Below are 21451 nucleotides of genomic sequence, written 5' to 3'. Positions count from 1 at the left end.
TCAGGCGTCACCTGTCACGATGTGTTTGCGGCCGCCATGTTCCAGCATCGTGAATCTAGCGTTGTAGATATTGCTGAAGATTTCGGCGGTGAAGAATGACGCAGGTTCGTAGTAAAGCACCCGTCCGTTCCGCAGGGCCAGGATTTTATCTGAATGACGGACGATCTGCTGCAGATTATGGGAAACCAGCAGAGCTGTCAGCTGCCTCTCTTTCCGGATTTTTTCCAGCAGATTGAAAAAATCCGCTTCAGCTTTAGGGTCCAGATTGGATGTCGGTTCATCACACAGCCAGACCGGTGCATTCTGAACTACAGCTGAGCACAGCATTACCCGCTGCCGTTCGCCGCCGCTTAAAAGTCTGAGATTTTTTTCGAGAAATCCTGTGACTGAGCAGAGTTCGGCTGCCTCCTCGATTTTCCGGGCGGAAGAATTGCGGTTTTCATCATAAGCGTACCTGGAATGGTAGAGGAAATCCTGAACTCTGACGTCAAAATCTACCGAAAAAGACTGGGGAATATAAGCGAAATGCCTGGCTATCACTCTGCGGCTGAGGGTATCAATTTCTCGGCCGCAGATCGAAATGCTGCCGCCAGTTTCTTTATTATGGAACAGAATTGCCTTCAAAAGTGTGGTCTTTCCGGCTCCGTTTTCCCCAACTATGCCTACAATTTCGCCTGGTCCAGCCTGGAAGCTGATTCCAGAGAGGATGCCTGCAAAAGAAAGATCACTGACCTGCAGCATTCGATTCCAGGATTTTCTGGAGTTTTTTCATGGTGGTGAGAAGCCGCGGGCCTGGTATGAAAACTTCTTCCCCGTGCAGCACATCCACCTGGAAAGAATGCTTCAATTTAAGGGATTTCCAGGGGGCGCAGAGCGCCGCTGTTTCCTGATCGCTCAGGTTGTTCTTCTCACTGAGTATAATAATCCGTTCAGGTGAGGATTTCAGGATCTGTTCCACTGAAACTTTAGGATACTCGATATTCCCTTCGTAGGCGTTGATGTAACCAAGCCGGCTAAGCAATTCACCCAGGAAGCAGTCAGGGCCTGCCAGATAGATATCCTTGAGTTCGCCCGGCAGATTCCCTATCACCAGCAGAACCTTGCTGCTGCTTCTGGACTTCACTGCCAGCTCACGGATCTCGTTTTTCATTTCCAGCAGTTTTAGTTCAGCCTGCTCCCTGCGGTCAAGCAGGCGGCCCAGCTTGAGAACTGACTTGAAGATGTCGTCAATATTATCCTGCTTGATCTCGAAATAATTAAGACCCAGGCGGCTGAATTTTTCCTGTGCGTCATGAATCGCAGGAATGCCGATCACCAGGTCAGGTTTGAGCAGCATGATGCGCTCATAATTGATTCCCTGATAGCCGCCGATTTTAGGAAGCTTAAGAGCGCGCTCCGGATAGACGCAATGGGTGGTGACGCCAACCAGGCAGTCTTCGGCCCCGATGAAGGCGATCGTTTCAGTGATGCTGGGAGCCAGTGAAACCACCCTGGGTGACGCGGACAGGAATAGTGTGGTGAGAATCAGGAACAGCAGTGGAATTTTCATGGGGCCCCCGGTTTGTTGATGACAAAATCATAATGGCAGCAGTATTTTCTGTCAAGGTGAAAGGCAAAACACCTTTCAACCCCTTGAAAATAACTGAAAATATGATAAAATAGCAGAGTGAAAATTTGGAGGTAGTATGCCTAGAGGCAGACAAGCAGATAAGAAGAATAATAAGCAGGAATCAATAGAAGCTACGCTATGGCAGTCCGCTGATAAAATGCGGAAAAACATGGATGCTGCCGAATACAAGCATGTCGTGCTGGGGCTCATATTCCTGAAATACATATCCGATGCCTTCGAGGTTCTGCATTCCAGGCTTGTTGAGGGGAAAGGCGACTATGAAGGCTCTGATCCTGAGGATGCGAACGAATACACTGCTGAGAAGGTTTTCTTTGTGCCTCCTGCAGCACGCTGGAAGCAGATCCTGGATAATGCAAAGAAGACAGAGATCATTCTGGCTAACGGGAAAAAGGTGGTCATCGGCGGATATGTTGATGAAGCCATGGAAGCCATTGAACATCAGAACCCTTCGCTCAAAGGAGTTCTACCCAAGGTATACGCACGTCCCAACCTTGACCGAGCAAGCCTGGGTGGCCTGATCGACCTGATTGGCACAATTGCGCTGGGCACTGAAGAAGCCAAAAGCAAAGATGTGCTTGGACAGGTGTATGAATATTTCCTGGGTCAATTCGCGCTAGCAGAGGGAAAAAAAGGCGGTCAGTTCTACACTCCCAGAAGCGTTGTCAAGCTGCTGGTGGAGATGTTGGAGCCTTATGAAGGCCGGGTGTTCGATCCCTGCTGCGGATCTGGTGGAATGTTCATCCAGAGCGAGAAGTTCATCAAAGCCCATCAGGATCATTACCGGCAAGGCAGCTCAGCTGTTTCACTCAACCCGCTGGATCGCATTTCAATTTACGGGCAGGAGTCCAACCAGACCACATGGAGACTTGCCAAAATGAACCTGGCTATCCGGGGAATCGACAGCTCAAACATCAAGTGGAACAATGAAGGCTCTTTCATGAACAACGCGCACAAGGACCTGAAAGCAGACTTCATCATAGCCAATCCGCCGTTCAATGACTCAGACTGGTCCGGAGAGCTCCTGAAAGACGACGCCCGCTGGAAATACGGCATCCCTCCAGCAGGAAACGCCAATTACGCCTGGATTCAGCACTTCATCTATCACATGTCACAGAATGGCAGGGCCGGTTTTGTGCTGGCCAAGGGCTCTCTCACTTCCAAAACCAACAGTGAAGGCGAAATCCGCAAAGCTATTATCGAGGCTGGCCTTCTGGATTGCATAGTCAATCTTCCGGCAAAGCTGTTCCTGAACACTCAGATCCCGGCCTGCCTCTGGTTCCTGTCCCGCAAAAAGGAAAACCGCAAGAATAACGTTCTGTTCATAGACGCTAGAAATCTCGGATATCTGATCAACCGCAGGACAAAGGATTTCACGGATGAAGATATTAACAAAGTAACCAGTACTTATCACAACTGGATCAATGGAAAAAAAGCATACGAAGACATCCCAGGATTCTGCAAATCAATAACCCTCGCTGAAATCCAGGAAAAGGATTTTGTGCTCACTCCTGGCCGCTTTATCGGCCTGCCAGAAGATGAGGACGATTTTGATTTTGTGGAAAGGTTCGGGAAACTGAAGGCTGAACTTGAAGAGCAGATGAAGGAAGAGACAAGGCTGAATGATCTGATTCGTGAGAATCTGGCGAAATTGGAGATCAAGGATTGAAAATCCATAAATTACACGATCGCAAAACAAACCGTCTCCCAGGCTATGATTATTCAACACCTGGCGCGTATTTTGTAACTGTATGTGTTCATAACAGGGAAAATGCATTCGGGAAAATAATCTCAGGAAACGATCACGGCCGTTCCGTACAGGCGAATGAATCCGGAAAAATCGTTGAACAGCAATGGAAATGGTTGTTTAAACAATTTGATCATATCGAAATTGACGAATACGTAATAATGCCGGATCATTTTCATGGAATTATCCATATTGTCATGAACGCAAATGATCCCGTAGGGAAATGCGTAGATAATCCCATTCCCGTAGGGAACGGTCGCGACCGTTCCCTACGAATAAAACCGATACCGCAATTGATCGGTGCATTCAAGACAACAACATCAAAATTAATTCATCAAGCCGGTTTTACGAATTTTCAATGGCAGAAATCCTATTATGACCACATTGTCCGCGATGACGCGGAATTGAACCGCATCCGTGATTATATAATCAATAATCCGATGAATTGGGAACAGGACAGCGGAAACATGCGGGATGAAATAAATGAGGAATGATAATAATCCCGTGAAAAACAATAAGGAACCTGTATTCAGCCAACACCCTATTGGCCAATTAGGGCAACAACCTATTGCCCTAATTGCACAAATTGCCTTATCAGCAGATTGTGGAGTCAGTAACTCCCAATTGAGTGGTGTACTGAAGATCGAAAAACAGAAGAATAAATGAGAGAGGTTCAGGGATGAGTGAGTGGAAGGAATGCAAGTTGGGGGATGTGGCAGAGCTTATCAATGGCTTTGCCTTTAAATCGGAAGATTTTTCTGATAGAGGAATACCTGTTATAAAAATCAAGAATGTTGCAACTGGGAAGCTAGTAGTTGATGATATTCAATTTTATCCTTTTGAAGTAAGCAACAAGTTAAAGCAATTTATTTTGGGTAAACATGACATTTTAATTGCAATGACTGGCTCTCATATTCACCAGCCATCTTCAATGGTTGGAAAAGTAACCCGATATGACAAACCATTTCCAGCTTTACTTAATCAGCGAGTAGGAAAAATTTTCTCTAAAAATTCTCAAGTGTTGGATGAAGATTTTCTTTACTACTTGTTAAAGCAAGATGATGTGACCTTTGATTTGGCTTTAAACGCTGGTGGTAGCGCTAATCAAGCAAATATCTCATCTGAACAAATTAGAAATCTACCAGTTTATCTTCCACCTATATCAGAACAGCGCGCTATTGCCAGTGTGCTTTCCAGCCTTGACGACAAGATCGACCTTCTGCACAGGCAGAACAAAATACTGGAAGGAATGGCTGAGGCGCTGTGGAGGAAGATGTTTGTGGAGGAGGCTGCTCCGGGGTGGAAGAAGGGGAAACTGGGTGATGAAATGAATATTACAATGGGTCAATCACCTTCGGGCTCTTCTTACAATGAAAACGGTAATGGAATTGTTTTTTTTCAGGGCCGTGCTGAATTTGACTTTAGATACCCACAAACAAGATTATACTGCACTGAACCAAAACGATACGCCAAGAAATTTGATACATTAGTAAGTGTCCGTGCTCCTGTAGGTGATATTAACATGGCGGCTGAAGACTGCTGCATTGGTCGAGGACTTGCCTCTGTCAGGCATAAAAAAGAGTTTATTTCTTATACTTTTTATAAAATACGCTCTTTAAAACACGAGTTCGATACCTTCGAACAGCAAGGAACTGTCTTTGGCTCTATTGGGAAGGATGAGTTTAACGGAATTGATACAGCTATCCCGGAGGAAAACTTTATACATGATTTTGAGAAATTCGCAGGCCCAATCGATTCAAAAATATTTTCCAATTCGATACAGATCCTTTCCTTGTCTACCATGAGAGATAAACTACTGCTGAAATTGATGAACGGTGAGATGAGAGTAAAAAATACAAAAAAAGATAAAGGGTGGTAGTTCAGAAGTTATGCAAAATGGTTTCTCAGAGATCAATTCAAGTGTATTACATGAAAGTGACGATACAATCTTCGCCAATCTGCGGAAGTTTTTCTCAGATAATAGAAATGCAAATGATTTAAAAGAATCTATGCTGAATTACGTAAAATCCAAAAATGATTTTGAAGGAAAATTTATTAGCTCAGTACTTGTGAAGATGATCACAAAAGATGTTGTTGCAAAATCCGTTAGTGATGAATTTTTTACTGAGTTTACTGATTCATTGCAAAAAAACGGGAAAGAATTTCTGAAAATTGTGAAGAAAATATGGCCCGTGGAAAAAAAGAGAAAAAACGATATTTTCAGCGGATTTTTAGAAAGGTTGAATAATAAGTGGAATGCGCCTATCGACTTGTTAGAAATGCTTTACTCAATTGTTTTCGAAGTAGGCAATGAAATTAGCAAAAGTGAATTAAAAAATACCCGAAAAAATAACGATTTCAAACTAGCTGCTTTAGTGAAAATTCATGTAAATAGTTGTCTTGTTTACGCTGAAATCATCTCCTTGCTAAAGAACGGTTTCTCTGACGGTGCTATGGCAAGATGGCGGACATTACACGAGTATGCAGTAGTATCATCTTTTCTCTTGGATCAAGATCAGGAAACATCAGAAAAATTTCTTTTACATGAGTTTGTTGAAATTTACGATCAGATGGTTTCATATATGGAGCATTGCAATGCACTTGGTTATGAGAAAATAACTACCGATGAAATGCAAAAAATGGAATGTTTATGTAAGAACCTGTATGAAAAGTATGGCACGGAATTTAAAAATGATTACGGCTGGGCATATCCAGTATTAAAAAACACTACCTTCCGCTCTATTGAAAAAGCAATCGAATTATCTAAATGGCGTCCTTTTTACAAACTATCCTGCTGGGCAAACCATTGCTGCGCAAGAGGATTGACCTATAAATTAGGAAAGATGGATACTTGCTCTGGACTCGGGTTAGCGGGAGCCAGTAATTACGGACTGGCAGATCCTGGGCAGAATGCTGGAACCTCTTTATCAATTGTAACCGCTTCATTGATAGCTCACGCTCCAAGTGTTGAGAGGTTAATGATCCTACAAGCTATTCAAGAACTTTCTCCAGAAATAGGTACTGAATTTTGCAGAGTTCAAAAGGAAGTTGAAGAGGATGAGATGAGATTTAATAACAGAATGCAAGAAGTATGAAGCACTGAAAAAACCATGAGAAAAATTCAGATTCCCGCTCTTTTTCAGCGCGTAGTCGAGATTCTGGAACAGGCTCGCACGAATGTAACCAGAACAGTCAACAGCCAGATGGTGATCGCCTACTGGATGATTGGCAGGGAAATTTTGCTGGAAGAACAGCAGGGAAATAAACGGGCCGATTACGGAACGCGCCTGATTGAGCAGCTGTCATTGAAATTGACAGAACATTTTGGGAAGGGCTTTTCTCCATCGAATCTCTGGGACTTCCGCAATTTCTATCTATGTTACCAGGAACGCACTCCTGAAATTCTCCACGCACTGCGCGGAGAATCTGCAGCTGGAAGCACGGGCTTTTCATCGAGGCTTTCATGGACTCATTACCGTTTGCTCATGCGAGTGGAAAAAGCGGAAGCCCGGTCCTTTTACGAAATCGAAGCTGAAAAAAATGGCTGGAGTTCCAGGCAGCTCGAACGCCAGATCAATTCGCTTTTCTTCCAGCGCTTGCTGAAAAGCAGGGACAAAAAAGGAATGCTGAAGCTGGCAACTGACGGCCAGTTGATCGAGAAACCAATCGATATTATCAAAGACCCGTATATCCTGGAATTTCTTGATCTGCCGGAGTCGAGCCAGCTTAGGGAAAACAAGCTGGAAGAAGCTCTGATCAGTCACCTGCAGGAATTCCTGATGGAACTTGGCAACGGTTTTGCCTTCATTGGCAGACAGAAGCGTATCACCATGGAAGGCGACCATTTTTATCCGGACCTGGTGTTTTATCACATCAAACTGAAATGCTATGTCATAATCGATCTGAAAATCAGCAGGCTGTCTCACGCGGATCTTGGGCAGATCATGATGTACGTTCATTACTATGACCGGGAAATGCGAACCGCTGACGATAACCCCACAATCGGCATTGTCCTGTGCACTGACAAAAACGAAACAGTTGTCAGATATGTCCTGGACGAAAAAAACGAACGGATTTTCGCGAGTCGCTACAAACTGGAACTGCCGAAAGAAGAGGATTTGATAAAAGAGTTAAAAAAAGAACTGGCTGTGATTACCGGAGACTTGAAGTAACGGAGGGCAAATACCCGGTTTTACAGAATCAGACACAGATAAATTGGCAATCAAGGAGCTGGGAAAGTTCAATGCAACTATGTCTCTAGACCCTGCCAAGCAACTGTAACGTTACTTTACAAAGGATGAGGAAGTACTTGGATAAAGACAGACAGATATTGAACTCCATAAAATATTGGTGAAATAATGAACGAATTCAATCTGCAAGATATCATCTCCCTCGCCGAATCCGTTACTCTTGAATGCAAAGCTGCTCAAGGACGCGATGGGAATGGAGAAGTTCCTGTCAGCTTCTGGGAAACTTATTCGGCCATGGCCAATGCTAATGGCGGGGAAGTGTATCTTGGCATTGAAGAAAAACCGCAAGGATCGTTTCACGTTGTAGGGATCAGAGATCCGGAAAAGGTAACAAAGTCTCTCTGGGATACGCTTCACTCAAAATCAAAAGTTAACCGGAATATATTCAGCGATTCCAATGTTAAGGCAATCACTGTTGACGGACTGAATGTCATCCAAATTACTATTCCACGCGCACGACGGCAGGATAGACCCATACACCTTGGGCCTAATCCTTTTGGTCATACATTTTTACGCCGCCATGAGGGAGATTACAGGGCTACCGACGAAGAAGTGAAAAGAATGATTGCCGAAAGCCTGGAAGATTCCCGGGACGAAGCGCTGCTTGAGCATTTCGGGCTTAAAGACCTCGACATGGAGACCATTTCCGCTTACCGTAATCGATTTTCCGCCGTCAAACCAGACAGCCCCTGGCTTAATCTGCAGACAGAGGATTTTTTGCTTCGTATCGGGGCAATGGGAGAAGACCGTGCAACTGGGGAAAAAAGTATTAGAATCGCCGGACTTCTCATGTTCGGCAGGTTCGAAACAATCAGGGAGAAGTTTCCCAATTATTTTGTCGATTATCAGGAATGGTATACTCAAAAAGGAAGCTCCCGCTGGACGGACAGGGTGGTGCCGGACAGCACCTGGTCGGGAAACCTGTATGACTTTTTTCAAAAGGCCTACCGGAAACTGGTTTCCGACCTGAAGGTTCCTTTCAAACTCAGTAACGGCATGCGCATCGACGATACACCTGTGCATGAAGCGATCCGCGAAGCGCTGACCAACACTCTAATTCATGCCGATTATTCGGGCCGAGTTTCGGTCCTGGTTGTGAAACGACCGGATGTATTTGGTTTCAGGAATCCGGGGTTGATGCGGATTCCCATTGAACAGGCGGTTCACGGCGGAATAAGCGACTGCCGGAATAAGCATATTCAGAATATATTCAGGTATATCGGCTTTGGAGACTATGCAGGCTCCGGACTTCCCAAGATTTACTTAAACTGGAATGAACAGCACTGGCGGAAACCGTTGCTTCTGGAAGACGAAAAATTCGAAACCACAGCCCTCGTTCTTAGCATGTTGAGCTTGATACCGGCGGAAACCGTAAACATGCTCGACGGCCTTTTTGGGAAAAAGTTCAAAGCCCTACCGGAACTGGAGCGGATTATCTTAATAACCGCGGCTATTGAGGGTCTGGTCCGGCACGCAAGGATAAAGGAGATTTCAACTGAACATCCCAAGGATATTTCCATTGCGCTGTCCCGTCTTGTGCAGTCCGATATGCTTGTAAAGGAGGGAGAAACAAGGGGAAGCGTTTATCGACTGCCCGGAATGCCAACCGTAGAGCAGGCAAGTTTGTTTCAAGACACCATGACATCAACAAAACATACTTCGTACTCTTCCTCTGACACTGCTACCTCCAAAGCTGCTTATGAAGCCACCCCGCAAGCTACCCCGCAAGCCACCCCGCAAGCTACCCCGCAAGATGAGCGAACGGAAAATATACTTGAGTTCTGTAAAATCCCGAGAACCAGGGATGAAATTCAGGACTATTTAAAACTTAAAGATCGGGAACATTTTCGGAAAAAAGTATTAACACCTCTTGTGGATCGTGGGCTTTTGAAGCTGACTATACCGGAAAAACCTACTAGCCCGAAACAGAGATACTGTTCCGCGTTAACCAAGAGAGAGCAACCATGACCGCCTTCACCGAATCCGAAATCGAAGTACTGGCAATCGAGGAGCTGGAAAAGCTTAAATATACCTATGTCCCAGGCCCTGCCATTGCTCCTTTTGTGGAATATATACACGGATATCTGGAAACAGAATTCGCATTTAATAGCGGATTGGAGAAGAGAACCAATTACGAAGTTGTCGTATTGCGTGATGTGCTGGAACGAGTTGTGAATAAGCTGAACTCCGAGCTGCCTGAATCAGCCAGGCAGGAAGCCATTAAAGCAGTGCTTTCAGTTTTTTCTCCCCAGCTCATCAATGCCAATGAAACATTCCATGAGATGCTGGCTGAAGGTGTACCTGTCACTGTCCGGAAAGACGGGCAGGATCGAGGGGAAAGAGTGTGGCTGGTGGATTTTCAGAATCCTGAGAACAATGAATTCCATGCCATCAACCAGTTCACTGTCCGCGAGAATAACCAGAATAAGCGGCCTGATGTGATCTTGTTCGTCAATGGCCTGCCTCTCGTTGTAGTAGAACTCAAGAATCCTGCTGACGAACATGCTACTATCCGGAAAGCCTTTGACCAGATCCAGACCTACAAGAAAGTCATTCCTTCGCTTTTCTTCTTTAATGTCTGCTGCATTATATCTGATGGGCTGGACGCAAAGGCAGGGACTATCTCATCTGCATTCAGCAGATTTCAGGCCTGGAAAACCATTGACGGGAAAAAGGAATCATCACCCCATGTCAGCCAGCTCGAAGTACTGATTAAGGGCATGCTGAACAAAGCAACACTGCTGGACCTGATCAGGAATTTCATTGTGTTTGAAAAGGACAAGAAAATTGATCCCAAAACCGGGCTGACTCAGATCGAGACAGTGAAGAAGATCGCAGCATATCATCAATATCACGCTGTGAACAAAGCAGTGGACAGCACCAGACTTGCAGTCGAGGAAAAAGGAAACCGCAAAGCTGGCGTTGTCTGGCACACTCAGGGATCAGGCAAAAGTCTTTCCATGGTCTTCTATGCCGGGAAGCTGATCCATAATCTGGATAATCCGACAATAGTGGTAATAACAGACAGGAATGATCTGGACCAGCAGCTTTTTGATACCTTTGCCGCATCCAAGAGCCTGCTCGGACAGTCTCCTGTGCAGGCTGACTCACGCGAACATCTGAAGGCTCTGCTCAAAGTGGCTTCCGGTGGAATCGTGTTCACAACCATTCAGAAGTTTTTCCCGGAAAATGAAAGCTCAACTTATGATCTTTTATCCGAACGCAGAAACATCATTGTGATCGCCGATGAAGCGCATCGCACACAGTATGGATTTAAAGCCAAGCTTCTCGACATCAAAGACGGGGAAGGCAAACTGAGTGGAAAGAGACTGGCCTATGGCTTCGCCAAGTACCTGAGAGACGCCATTCCGAATGCAACCTTTATCGGCTTTACTGGCACACCCGTTGAAAGCACTGACATCAACACACCGGCAGTGTTTGGCGACTATATTGATATCTATGATATTGCGCAGTCAGTGGCAGATGGAGCGACGGTCAAAATCTACTATGAAAGCAGACTGGCCAAAGTCAATCTGACTGAAGACGGCAGGAGGCTGATAGAGGAGTTTGAAAAGGAAATGCTGGATGACGGTGCAACTGAAACCCAGCAGGCTAAAATCAAATGGACCAAGTTGGAAGCCATTGTTGGCCATCCCCTGAGATTGAAGAATCTGGCCAAAGATATAATCGCTCACTATGAAAAAAGATCCTCAGTCTTTGACGGCAAGGCTATGATCGTAGCTATGAGCCGTCGTATAGCTGTTGCACTGTATGATGAAATCATAGCCTTGCGGACAAACTGGCACAGTGATGATTTGAAGGCCGGAAACCTGAAAGTAGTCATGACTTCTTCATCTTCAGATAAGATGGAATATGACCCTGAAGATCCTGACAGCCTGGTGATCCCTGCCTGTCACAGGACAAGTAAAAATGATCGCCGCACACTATCAGACCGGATGAAAGATCCACAAGACCCTCTCAAAATAGTCATAGTGCGTGATATGTGGCTGACAGGCTTTGATGTTCCCTGCCTGCATACACTCTATATTGACAAACTGATGAAAAAGCACACCCTGATGCAGGCGATTGCCAGGGTAAACCGTGTCTTTCTGGATAAGCCGGGTGGACTTGTAGTTGACTACATCGGCATCGGCAATGCGTTGAAAGAAGCTCTTGCCTTCTATTCCAAATCAGGCGGCAAGGGTGATCCTGCAGAAACACAGGCCAGGGCGCTTGCGCTACTGTTGGAAAAGATAGAAATCGTCCGTCAGATGTTTCATGGATTTGATTATATGCGCTTTTTCAAGGTGGGTACTTCTGAACGCCTCTCCTTAATTCTGCAAGCAGAGGAATTCATACTCGCTCAGGAACAGGGCAAGGACCGTTTCATTAATGAATCAACAGCTCTGTCAAAGCTGTTTGCTCTGTCAATGCCGCATGAAGATGCATTGGAACTGTCGGATGAGATTGCCTTCTTCCAATCTGTCAGAGCTCGGTTGCTGAAGTTTGAAGGTGATGGTGAAGGAGATGGAAGAAGAAATTATGATACGGCTATACGGCAGATCGTGAACCAGGCAGTTGAGTCAACTGAAGTTGTAGACATCTTCGATGCAGCTGGGATCAAGAAGCCTGACATCTCTTTGCTTTCAGAGGAATTCCTGCAGGAAGTAAAGAACATGAAGCTCAAGAACCTGGGCCTGGAACTGCTGAAAAAGATCCTCAACAATGAAATCAAAGCCAGGCTCAAGTTCAATCTCACTGAAGGAAAGAACCTCTTAGATATGCTTGAAGCTACCATCAAAAAGTACCAGAACAACCTGTTGACCACTGTGCAGATTATCGAAGAGCTGATAGCTATTGCCAGGGCCATCCGTAACATGGACGGCATGGCAGAACAGTTGAAATTGACCAAGGATGAATTCGCATTCTATTCAGCACTGGAGACCAATGACAGCGCTGTGAAGATCCTTGGAGATGAGATACTGAAAACAATTGCCCGGGAAATAGCTGATAAGGTCCGCAAGAATTCAACGATTGACTGGACAATCAAGGAAAGTGCAAGGGCTAAGCTCATGGTCATTGTGAAGCGGACGTTAAATAAACATGGGTATCCGCCGGACAAACAGCAGAAGGCTGTGGTGACAGTGATGAAGCAGGCTGAGGTGATGGCGGATCATTGGGTAGAAGGGGACAATGGATGAGAAACTGACTAAACTTGAGCAAAAGCTCTGCTATACTTTCGAGGACAAGCAGAATCTTCTGGAAGCCCTGACTCATTCCTCTTATCTGCACCAGCATCCGGACAATACCTCCAATGAGAGGCTTGAGTTCCTCGGAGATTCAGTACTGGGACTGGTGATTTCCTTCTGGCTTTTTCAGAGCTTTCCAGGGGAGAGTGAAGGCAAACTGTCTCTCCTGCGCTCCCAGCTCGTGTCAGGAAGGGCTCTTTACAAACTGGCCTTGAAACTGAAGCTTGAGGAGCATCTGCTTGCCGGAGCGGAATTTCAGGACCAGGAAGTGGTACGCAAGCGCTGCCTGGCGAGCGCGATCGAAGCTCTGCTGGGCGGGGTTTATCTGGACGGCGGTTACGAAGCAGCCCGGGAAATGGTGATGCGCTTCTGGCAGCCTCTTTTCGCTTCTCTGCATACCCATCAGAATTACAAGAATCTCCTGCAGCAGGAGATCCAGAAGGCAGGCAGGGAACTTCCGGTTTATCAGCTCGTGGCTTCCTCAGGTTCGCCTTCGGCCCCTGTCTTTGAAATCAGGCTGCTGCTTGATGGAATCGAACAGACCAGGGGAAGAGGGCGCACCAAGAAGATGGCTGAACAGATTGCAGCACTCAGATACCTGAAACGAAAGCCATGAAGATCATTCCATTTTTTCTGCCTGAACTCGGCTGCCGGCATTCCTGTATTTACTGCAACCAGCGCCTGATCACCGGGACCGGGCTGCAGATTCCGGATATTATTCCACAGCTGAAAGCATTTCTTTGCTCAGTTGCGATTCCAGCCGGAGAATTCGAATTCGCTTTTTATGGAGGAACTTTCACCGCTCTGCCAGAAGAGCTGATCAATGGAATGCTCGGGACAGTCACGGAATTTTTCAAAGGAACTTCTTTCCGCGGCATCAGATTTTCCACCAGGCCGGATGAGCTGTCCGAAAAAATACTGGAACTGGTTTTCAGATTTCCTGTCAGCACTGTGGAACTCGGGGTTCAATCCTTTGACGATCAGGTGCTCGGGAAAATCGGGAGGGGTTATTCAGCGGAAATTTTACCCGGAGTCGTCGAAAATCTGCGCAGACGCAGGACCAGAGTAGGAGTTCAGCTGATGATCGGCCTGCCCGCAGAAACCCGCCGCACCCACAGGCTGAATCTTTCGAGTCTTAAGAACCTGAATCCTGATTTTCTGAGGATCTATCCTTTACTGGTTCTTAAAGGGACTGAACTGGAGGATATTTATCAGAAGGGAGGATTTACACCCCTTTCGCTGAAGCAGGCTATACTGTCCTGTCAGCCGTATCTTGAGCTGGAGAAAATTACGGGCATCAGAATCATCCGTCTCGGCCTGAAAGATGAACCCGGATTGTCTGCCGGTGTTATCGCAGGGCCTCATCATCCGTCCTTCGGTGAACTCTGCCGCACGCATTACTTTCTGCGACGGATCCAAAGATTCCTCAGGAAAAAGGTCGGCGGTACATTTATCGTTAATCCAGCAGATATACAGTATTTTCTGGGCTACAGGCGCTCGAACTATTTGACAATTTTCCATAATTACAATTTTCAGTTACAATATATAGCCGACATGAAACAGCCACGAGGCATACTGAAGCTTCATACGCACTAAGACAAGGAAGGTAACGCTTTATGGAGACACTTAAAATCAGCGCCAAGTCCAATCCGAAATCGGTTGCTGGAGCAATTGCAGCTGTCATCGAAAAAAACGGGGAGACTGAATTGCTTGCCATTGGGGCAGGTGCAGTAAATCAGGCAGTTAAATCAATCGCTATTGCCAGGGGATATATGGCGCCGAAAGGCATAGACCTGATTACGATTATCGCTTTTGCCAAAGTGGAAGTTTCCGAAGTCGAAAAAACCGCCATGAGATTCATAGTCAGACCCTGAATGCGCAGGATCACCTGCGCCTGGTGGGCGCTAACATTTTTTTATCTGTGTGTGATGTTTTACCTGTCCGGACGGACCAGGTTGAATCCTGCTCTTTCAATTTTTCCCGGCGAAGACAAGCTGTTGCACTTCATCGAATATTCCGGGCTCGGATTCCTGCTTTTCCGGAGTCTGACCATCTCCGGTCTTGAGCGCAAGCCTCTGCTGACTGCTTTTTTGATTGCTTCCCTGTATGGAGGGTTTGATGAAATCCACCAGCATTTCGTTCCGGGCAGGGAATCCGGCTGGCTGGATTTTATAGCCGACGCGATTGGTTCTTGGGCCGGAGCAAGAGCCGGACAATTCCTGTTTTTCTTCAGTAGACCTTATCTACGGTGACAGGTAGAATGATTATCCATAAAAAAAGCCCGGCACTTTGGCCGGGCTTTTTGATTGTCTGTTAGGAAAATTTACTTCACTTTCACCTTGCAGAGTACATCCTTGAGTTTCGGGAATCCGATTTCCTCAAGCTCATACGTCACAGTCAGCATGGGTTTGTTGACTTTGACCAGTCTGGTGATGTCGATCGGGGTGGCGGAAATGACCAGATCGCACTTGACTTTGTTGATGGTGGCCTCCAGATCCTTGATCTGCTTGCTGCCGTAACCCATGGCCGGCAGAAGGGTACCGATGCCGGGGTATTTCTTGAAGGTATCAGTGATGGAGCCGACTGTGAAAGGTCTGGGGTCCACTATTTCGGCGGCTCCGAATTTACGGGCAGCTATGATACCTGCGCCATACTTCATTTCGCCGTGTGTGAGTGTGGGACCGTCCTCGATCACCAGTACTCTTTTTCCCTTGACTTTTTCGTAGTGCTCTACAAAGATCGGAGAAGCTGCGTCGATCACGACTGCCTTGGGATTGATCTCCATGATATGGTTGCGCACCAGTTCGATGTTCAGAGAATCTGCACTGTCGATCTTGTTGATCACTATCACATCAGCCCTGCGGAAATTGGTTTCCCCTGGATAATATTTCAGCTCGTGGCCAGGTCTGTGCGGATCTACCACCACGATTTCCATGTCGGCTTTATAAAAGGAAAAATCATTGTTTCCGCCGTCCCAGATGATCACATCAGCCTCTTTCTCGGCTGATCTGATGATGTCCTCGTAATCCACGCCTGCGTAAACTACTACTCCACGCATGATGTGCGGTTCGTATTCCTCGCGTTCTTCAATTGTGCACTTGTGTTTGTCCAGATCCTTGAGAGAGGCGAAGCGCTGGCAGCGCTGGGCGTTGAGGTCCCCATAGGGCATCGGGTGCCTGATCGCCACAACTTTTTTACCCCGATCTAGAAAGTACTGGCAGACAGCCCTGGTTGTCTGGCTCTTTCCGCAGCCGGTACGGATTGCGCAGATCGAGATTACCGGTTTCTTGGATTGGATCATGGTATGCATCGGTCCGAGTATGCGGAAATCAGCGCCGGCGGCTGTTACGATGCTGGCGCGGTGCATTACATATTCATGAGTCACATCGCTGTAAGAAAAAACCACCTGATCAGCGTTGTGCTTTTTGATCAGTTCCACGAGCTTCTCTTCGGGCTGGATCGGAATACCTTTGGGATAGAGTTTTCCAGCCAGTTGTTTGGGGTAGACCCGGCCTTCAATGTCAGGAATCTGGGTGGCTGTAAAGGCTACCACTTCATATTCCTCGTTATCCCGGAAATAGGTGTTGAAATTGTGGAAATCCCTTCCCGCAGCCCCCATGATGATTACTTTTTCTCGTTTTTTAGCCATGCAGTTCCTCCTTTAAATTTTACTGAATATTTCTCTCAAAATATCAATACCCTGGGCAATTTCTTCCTCACTGGAAGTGAGCATCGGAGACAGGCGGATCCCTCTGCCGAAATGGTCAATGGCAACTATCAGACCATAATTTCTGCATTTATCCAGCACTTTTTCCTGCTTTTCCCTGTCCATCACCAGCAGGGCAAACAGGCCGCTTGAATACAACCCTGTAATGGCACAGTCCCGCAGCAGATTCAGCTTATGAGAAAAGAAAACGATTTTATGTTCAAGGTCTTGCTGGGATGCGATTTCCAGATTCTGCTCAACGCGCCTGATGATCTGCGGAGAGACAGGAACTGAGATCAGACAGTCGGACTTGAGATGGGACCCGATGCCAAGAAAATAAAACGGTAAACCGTTGCCCCAGGATTCACCGCCCATGATCAGGTCAGGGAAAGGTCCATTTTCAAATGAAAATAGTGTTCCGGTCTGCTGGAAAAAATCAGCTTCATCAAAAATGAGCAGGGATTTTTTACCGGAGAGATACTTCGCATAAGTGTCCGGCAGCTGTGCAACCGGAAAATCCCTTAAGAAGGATGCCATCAAGGTAAATCTGGTTCTGTCGATTTTAAGGAAATCCAGTTCCTGGTCCAGCCGGGTAGTGCAGAAAGCTCCGCAGGTGTCTGGTCTAAGGCTGCATGATTCGCAAGTCCAGGGATAGTAAAATCTCGAACCGGGAAAAAGCTTGAGTAGACTTGGTTCGCAGCAATACACTGCATCGGTTCTGCTTGAGAGGAACTCTGACAGCACAGATAAGGCAGTGGACTTGTCCTGGAAAAAGATGAATCTGTATTTATTCTGTAGCTTTGAGGAAATCCTTGCAGAAAGTCTATCTAATTCTTTTTCTGAAGCTGCAGGTGGAAAATCTCCGGTGATCGAGACTCCATCGTATCCAAGGGGAAAAAGTCCTCCTCCAGAAGTCAGATCCTGATATTTTTTTCCTGACTCATCACGAAGATAAGAACCCTTGTCAGGGGTTAGAGTGTTAAAGATTGAGAAATCCATGGTTTTTTTATTCTATCTGAACTCGAATCAGATTTCAATAACTGGTGTGAAATGATATTTCTCACTGTATAATATGATGATGGCCAGAAAGCGGATTTTGTTCCTGCTGCCTACCAATGTCGGCGATTTTATTCTCAGCACTCCTGTACTCAGATTTTTTCAGGAGAAAATTCCCCATTCCATCTGGGATGTGATAGTCGGAGAAGGAGCCAGCAACTTGATCGAAAAATACCCGCTGATCGGCAATCTTTATTTTCCTGAAAATTTCAGGGGCTTTCGTGGGAAAATGTCGCTTTACGATCGGCTCCGAGAGTTCAGATACTATGCGGTGGTTGATCTCAGGAAGACCGCCTTTCCTTTTCTGCTCGATACAAGACGGAGATATTACCGTTTCAGGAAAGCGCGGGGGCATGCGGTTCACGAATATTTCAGCATCCTGAGAAAAGAGCATGTTAAGCAGTTCCCGGGTTTTTTCACGGTCACGACAGAAGCCGACCTGCTTTCTGTACACAGGATATTGAAATCAAGGGGGATCGAGCCCAATTCCAGCTTCATCGGCTTGAATCCGGACGCTAACTGGGACCGCAAAAGATGGGAGCCGGAAAAATGGGAGGAGTTGATCAGGATCTTGAAAGACAGGCTTCCTGAAGTGATTTTTCTGGTGACAGGATTAAAAAAAAGGCTCAGAGCAATGCCTGATGTCTGCGACCTGAGTGGAGAGCTTAATCTGCGTGAACTGGCGGAAGTACTGAAACTATGCCGGTTATATATTTCCAATGATTCCGGTCCCATGCATCTTTCTGTGGCAGTAGGCACTCTCACACTGGGGATTTTCGGACCTTCTCTCCCGGAGCGTTATGCGCCTTACGGCATGAAAAATTCATACTACAAGAATCAATCACTCTGTAAAATCTGCCTCACGACTTCCTGCGACAAGGATTTCTGGTGTCTTAAAAACACTGATCCCGGGGAAATTGCTGAGATTGCATTAGAGATGGTGGGCAAGTAGGGGTGCAGCATGCTGCACCCCTACTTACCCTGCTTGCCCTTGCCAAATTCGAAGGTATGACTTAAAATTGTGATCATGGCAAAAACAATCAACTGTGAAAACCATCCGATCGGAGTTTTCGACTCAGGACTGGGCGGCTTGACTGTTTACCGTGAGTTGAAAAAGATACTTCCCGGTGAAAAATTCATCTATTTTGGCGATACCGCCAGGGTACCTTACGGCAACAAGTCTGCTGACACGATCAAGCGCTATGCCTTCGAAATTTCCTATTTTCTGGCCAGGAAAGGAATTAAACTCCTGGTGGTGGCCTGCAACACCGTCTCGGCCATCGCCCTGGACGATCTGCAGGAAGCCTTCCGTTTTCCGGTGGTGGGTGTCGTACAGGCGGGAGTTGAACTGGTGGCCGGACTACCCGGACAGTCTCGCGTGGCAGTGATAGGAACCACCCGCGCCATTAAAAGCAGGGCTTACCAGACTCTTCTATCTCAGAAACTGCCGGCAGCCAGAATATACGGGCAGCCTTGCCCTCTGTTTGTTCCCCTGATTGAGGAAGGGCTTGAAGAAACCGTGCTGCTGCCAGCGACACTTGACCATTATCTGGCAGCACTCAGGCGAAGAAAACCGGATTCACTGATCCTGGGCTGCACCCATTATCCTCTGATCGAACATGAAATCGGGGATTATTTCGGGAATTCCACCAGGGTCATCAATTCAGGGAGGGCGGTGGCGATGAAAGTGGCGGAAGTGCTGGGTGGTGCGCGCAGCAGGATACTTTCCAGTTCAGATGAATTTTACCTGACAGACAAGCAGGCCAATTTCCAGAAAATATCCCGAAAATTCCTGGGCTTTTCGATTCCCAAGATCAATATCATCAGAAATTCAATTATTTGAGGTAAAAATGTCTGAGCGCATCCGCAAGTTGAGAAACATCAGATTCACCAGGAATTATACGTGTTATGCAGAGGGATCGGTACTTGTGGAATTCGGAAACACTAAAGTGCTCTGCACTGCATCCGTGGAAGATAAAGTTCCTCCTTTCATGAAAGACTCTGGCAGAGGCTGGGTCACTGCCGAATATGCCATGCTGCCGCGCTCAGGCCAGATCAGGAGCCAGCGTACCACTTCCACAGGCAAACAGGACGGCAGATGCGTGGAGATTCAACGCTTGATCGGAAGGTCTCTCAGGGCCGTGATTGACATGAAAAAGCTCGGTGAACGCACCATCATCATCGACTGCGACGTGATCCAGGCTGATGGGGGTACCAGGACCGCCGCGATCTGCGGAGGGTTTGTAGCACTCAGCGATGCTGTCGCTAAACTTCTCGAGTCTGGAAAGCTCAAGCAAAATCCTGTGAGAGAGTATCTCGCTGCGGTTTCTGTAGGGATTGTAGGAGGTGAACTGCACCTCGACCTGGATTATGACCTTGACTCAAAGGCTGAAGTGGACATGAATGTGGTGCTGACCGAATCAGGCAGATTCGTTGAGCTGCAGGGAACTGCCGAACATAATCCATTTTCGGAAGCCGAGTTAAAAAGCCTGCTGGTCCTGGCCCGCAGAGGCATTAAAAAAATCATCAGTCTCCAGAAGAAAGTCCTGGCATGACAATCTTCCTTGCTACCAAAAACAGGCATAAAATAGCTGAAATTGCAGCCATTTTTCAAAAAAAGAAATATGAATTCCAGACTTGCTGGGATTACCCTGAATTTTCAGATCTGGAAGCTCCGGAAACCGGGCAGACTCTGGAGGAAAACGCCAGGGAAAAAGCTTTGTTCTGGGTTAAACGGATCAGGTTACCTGTGATCTCGGATGACACAGGCCTGTTTGTGTCTTCGCTGGGCGGAGAACCCGGGGTATACAGTTCGCGATTCGCCGGATTGAATGCCACCTATCAGGAAAATGTCCATTTGTTGCTGTTAAAGCTTTCCGGGATCATCGAGCGCGGCGCTTATTTCGAAACAGTTTCTCTGCTTTGCGATCCTGATGGCCGCGAAATCCTGGGACGAGGCAGGCTGCCAGGCAGGATCAGCTCAAAACAGGCCGGATCTAACGGATTCGGTTATGATCCTGTCTTTCTGCCTGATGGATATCAAAAGACTCTTGCGGAACTGACTGATGCAGAAAAGAATTCTATCTCGCACAGATATCTGGCTTTCATGGATCTCGCGAGCAGGATTTGATTATTCCGTTTCTTTGGTGTCTTCGATGTAGCCGAATCCCAGCAGTACGCCTTCCTTTACAGGTTGAGCGTCCCTTACCTTGACAGTGAATTCTTCGGGCAGCTGATAAGCCTCTCCAGGCTGCACCAGAATTTTAGTGGCACGCTTATCGTGGTCAAGTTCGATCCTGATGATTCCTTCCACTGGTGAGAGAATATGAGCGATCTTTTCTTTGACCTTGACATTCTGGCCATTTGTCACAGTCAATTCGAATCCTTCTGAATGATATTCTTCAGCTACTTTTCCATCCTTGCCCAGGATGGCTATTTTGGTGGGAGTGATCTTCACGGTTCCGGAATTTTCTACGTAGATTGCGGCTATTTCATCCTGGATTTCGATCGGGAAACCGTTTTCCACCAGCACCCAGGCGCCGGGTCTGGATTTCAGGGGTCTGAATTTGAGGAAAGGATCCTTGAATTCCACCTGGAATATCTCATCTGCGGCAATGTCTTCCGGATACACGAAAATCCAGGCATTGGGAAGAAGGACTTTGCGGGCTGGTGAAAGCTTGAGGGAGTAAAAACTGACGATGCCCTCGATTTCACTCCTGATTGAGAGCCCTTGTCTCATGAATCCTCCTTATTATCTTCTTTTAAATAGTTATTTCGGGATGCATTCCTGCCAGTATATGGCTAAAAAAGGCCTGG

At 46.7% G+C, this 21451-nt stretch carries 21 protein-coding genes; 16 read left to right on the top strand and 5 right to left on the bottom strand.

Going from position 1 to position 21451, the window contains the following annotated elements:
- Together PHW04_05140 and PHW04_05135 are read right to left on the bottom strand one after the other, a co-directional pair.
- Entirely contained in the window at positions 1-741 is a 741-nt protein-coding gene (locus tag PHW04_05140; GenBank protein MDD2715261.1) for an ABC transporter ATP-binding protein, read from the bottom strand.
- Positions 725-1549 (bottom strand): helical backbone metal receptor, encoded by an 825-nt coding sequence (locus PHW04_05135; GenBank protein ID MDD2715260.1) that lies wholly within the window; start codon positions 1547-1549, stop codon positions 725-727. Before PHW04_05135 ends, PHW04_05140 begins: the two co-directional genes overlap by 17 nt.
- A gap of 136 nt (positions 1550-1685) precedes the next feature.
- On the opposite strand from PHW04_05135, the gene PHW04_05130 reads away from it, so the two are divergent.
- From PHW04_05130 to PHW04_05075, 12 genes are all read left to right on the top strand, one after another.
- Positions 1686-3296, top strand: coding sequence for a class I SAM-dependent DNA methyltransferase (locus tag PHW04_05130; GenBank protein ID MDD2715259.1), 1611 nt, complete (start codon positions 1686-1688; stop codon positions 3294-3296).
- Positions 3293-3868 (top strand): transposase, encoded by a 576-nt coding sequence (locus PHW04_05125; GenBank protein MDD2715258.1) that lies wholly within the window; start codon positions 3293-3295, stop codon positions 3866-3868. The genes PHW04_05130 and PHW04_05125 overlap by 4 nt, the downstream gene beginning before the upstream one ends.
- A gap of 10 nt (positions 3869-3878) precedes the next feature.
- Positions 3879-4040: a hypothetical protein gene (locus PHW04_05120; protein MDD2715257.1), complete on the top strand. Its 162-nt coding sequence runs from the start codon at positions 3879-3881 to the stop codon at positions 4038-4040.
- Positions 4041-4053: 13 nt separating this feature from the next.
- Entirely contained in the window at positions 4054-5253 is a 1200-nt protein-coding gene (locus tag PHW04_05115; GenBank protein MDD2715256.1) for a restriction endonuclease subunit S, read from the top strand.
- A gap of 10 nt (positions 5254-5263) precedes the next feature.
- Positions 5264-6469, top strand: a complete 1206-nt coding sequence (locus PHW04_05110; GenBank protein ID MDD2715255.1) for a DUF5677 domain-containing protein — start codon at positions 5264-5266, stop codon at positions 6467-6469.
- A 15-nt stretch (positions 6470-6484) separates the two neighbouring features.
- Complete coding sequence (locus PHW04_05105) at positions 6485-7546, top strand: PDDEXK nuclease domain-containing protein (GenBank protein ID MDD2715254.1); 1062 nt, start codon at positions 6485-6487, stop codon at positions 7544-7546.
- 186 nt (positions 7547-7732) lie between these two features.
- On the top strand, positions 7733-9592 hold the full coding sequence (locus tag PHW04_05100) for a putative DNA binding domain-containing protein (GenBank protein MDD2715253.1): 1860 nt from the start codon (positions 7733-7735) through the stop codon (positions 9590-9592).
- Complete coding sequence (locus PHW04_05095; GenBank protein ID MDD2715252.1) at positions 9589-12825, top strand: type I restriction endonuclease subunit R; 3237 nt, start codon at positions 9589-9591, stop codon at positions 12823-12825. The genes PHW04_05100 and PHW04_05095 overlap by 4 nt, the downstream gene beginning before the upstream one ends.
- On the top strand, positions 12818-13489 hold the full coding sequence (rnc, locus tag PHW04_05090; GenBank protein ID MDD2715251.1) for a ribonuclease III: 672 nt from the start codon (positions 12818-12820) through the stop codon (positions 13487-13489). The genes PHW04_05095 and rnc overlap by 8 nt, the downstream gene beginning before the upstream one ends.
- The gene (locus PHW04_05085) at positions 13486-14469 is read left to right on the top strand and encodes a radical SAM protein (protein MDD2715250.1); all 984 of its coding nucleotides are present in this window, start codon (positions 13486-13488) and stop codon (positions 14467-14469) included. Before rnc ends, PHW04_05085 begins: the two co-directional genes overlap by 4 nt.
- A gap of 20 nt (positions 14470-14489) precedes the next feature.
- Positions 14490-14747 carry a stage V sporulation protein S gene (locus tag PHW04_05080; GenBank protein ID MDD2715249.1) on the top strand — a complete coding sequence of 86 codons (258 nt, stop codon included), beginning with the start codon at positions 14490-14492 and terminating at the stop codon, positions 14745-14747.
- Positions 14748-15125, top strand: coding sequence for a VanZ family protein (locus PHW04_05075; GenBank protein MDD2715248.1), 378 nt, complete (start codon positions 14748-14750; stop codon positions 15123-15125).
- A 71-nt stretch (positions 15126-15196) separates the two neighbouring features.
- Here the strand turns inward: PHW04_05075 and PHW04_05070 are convergent, their stop codons facing one another.
- Complete coding sequence (locus tag PHW04_05070; protein MDD2715247.1) at positions 15197-16522, bottom strand: cyclic 2,3-diphosphoglycerate synthase; 1326 nt, start codon at positions 16520-16522, stop codon at positions 15197-15199.
- Between the two features lie 12 nt (positions 16523-16534).
- Positions 16535-17578: a hypothetical protein gene (locus tag PHW04_05065; protein ID MDD2715246.1), complete on the bottom strand. Its 1044-nt coding sequence runs from the start codon at positions 17576-17578 to the stop codon at positions 16535-16537.
- A 79-nt stretch (positions 17579-17657) separates the two neighbouring features.
- Between PHW04_05065 and PHW04_05060 the strand changes: the two genes are divergently transcribed.
- The 4 genes from PHW04_05060 (at position 17658) to rdgB (ending at position 20765) form a co-directional block, all read left to right on the top strand.
- Positions 17658-18587 (top strand): glycosyltransferase family 9 protein, encoded by a 930-nt coding sequence (locus tag PHW04_05060; protein MDD2715245.1) that lies wholly within the window; start codon positions 17658-17660, stop codon positions 18585-18587.
- A 75-nt stretch (positions 18588-18662) separates the two neighbouring features.
- On the top strand, positions 18663-19478 hold the full coding sequence (murI, locus tag PHW04_05055) for a glutamate racemase (protein ID MDD2715244.1): 816 nt from the start codon (positions 18663-18665) through the stop codon (positions 19476-19478).
- A 7-nt stretch (positions 19479-19485) separates the two neighbouring features.
- A complete protein-coding gene (gene rph / locus PHW04_05050; GenBank protein ID MDD2715243.1) occupies positions 19486-20190 on the top strand; it encodes a ribonuclease PH in 705 nt (234 codons plus the stop codon).
- Entirely contained in the window at positions 20187-20765 is a 579-nt protein-coding gene (gene rdgB / locus PHW04_05045; protein MDD2715242.1) for an RdgB/HAM1 family non-canonical purine NTP pyrophosphatase, read from the top strand. Before rph ends, rdgB begins: the two co-directional genes overlap by 4 nt.
- Here the strand turns inward: rdgB and PHW04_05040 are convergent, their stop codons facing one another.
- Positions 20766-21374 carry a hypothetical protein gene (locus PHW04_05040; protein MDD2715241.1) on the bottom strand — a complete coding sequence of 203 codons (609 nt, stop codon included), beginning with the start codon at positions 21372-21374 and terminating at the stop codon, positions 20766-20768.
- Between the last annotated feature and the right edge of the window lie 77 nt (positions 21375-21451).

It is taken from the genome of Candidatus Wallbacteria bacterium, assembly GCA_028687545.1.
Lineage (GTDB): Bacteria > Muiribacteriota > JAQTZZ01 > JAQTZZ01 > JAQTZZ01 > JAQTZZ01.
Note: the sequence above shows the minus strand (reverse complement) of the source record. Positions and strands in the feature narration are given on the sequence as shown.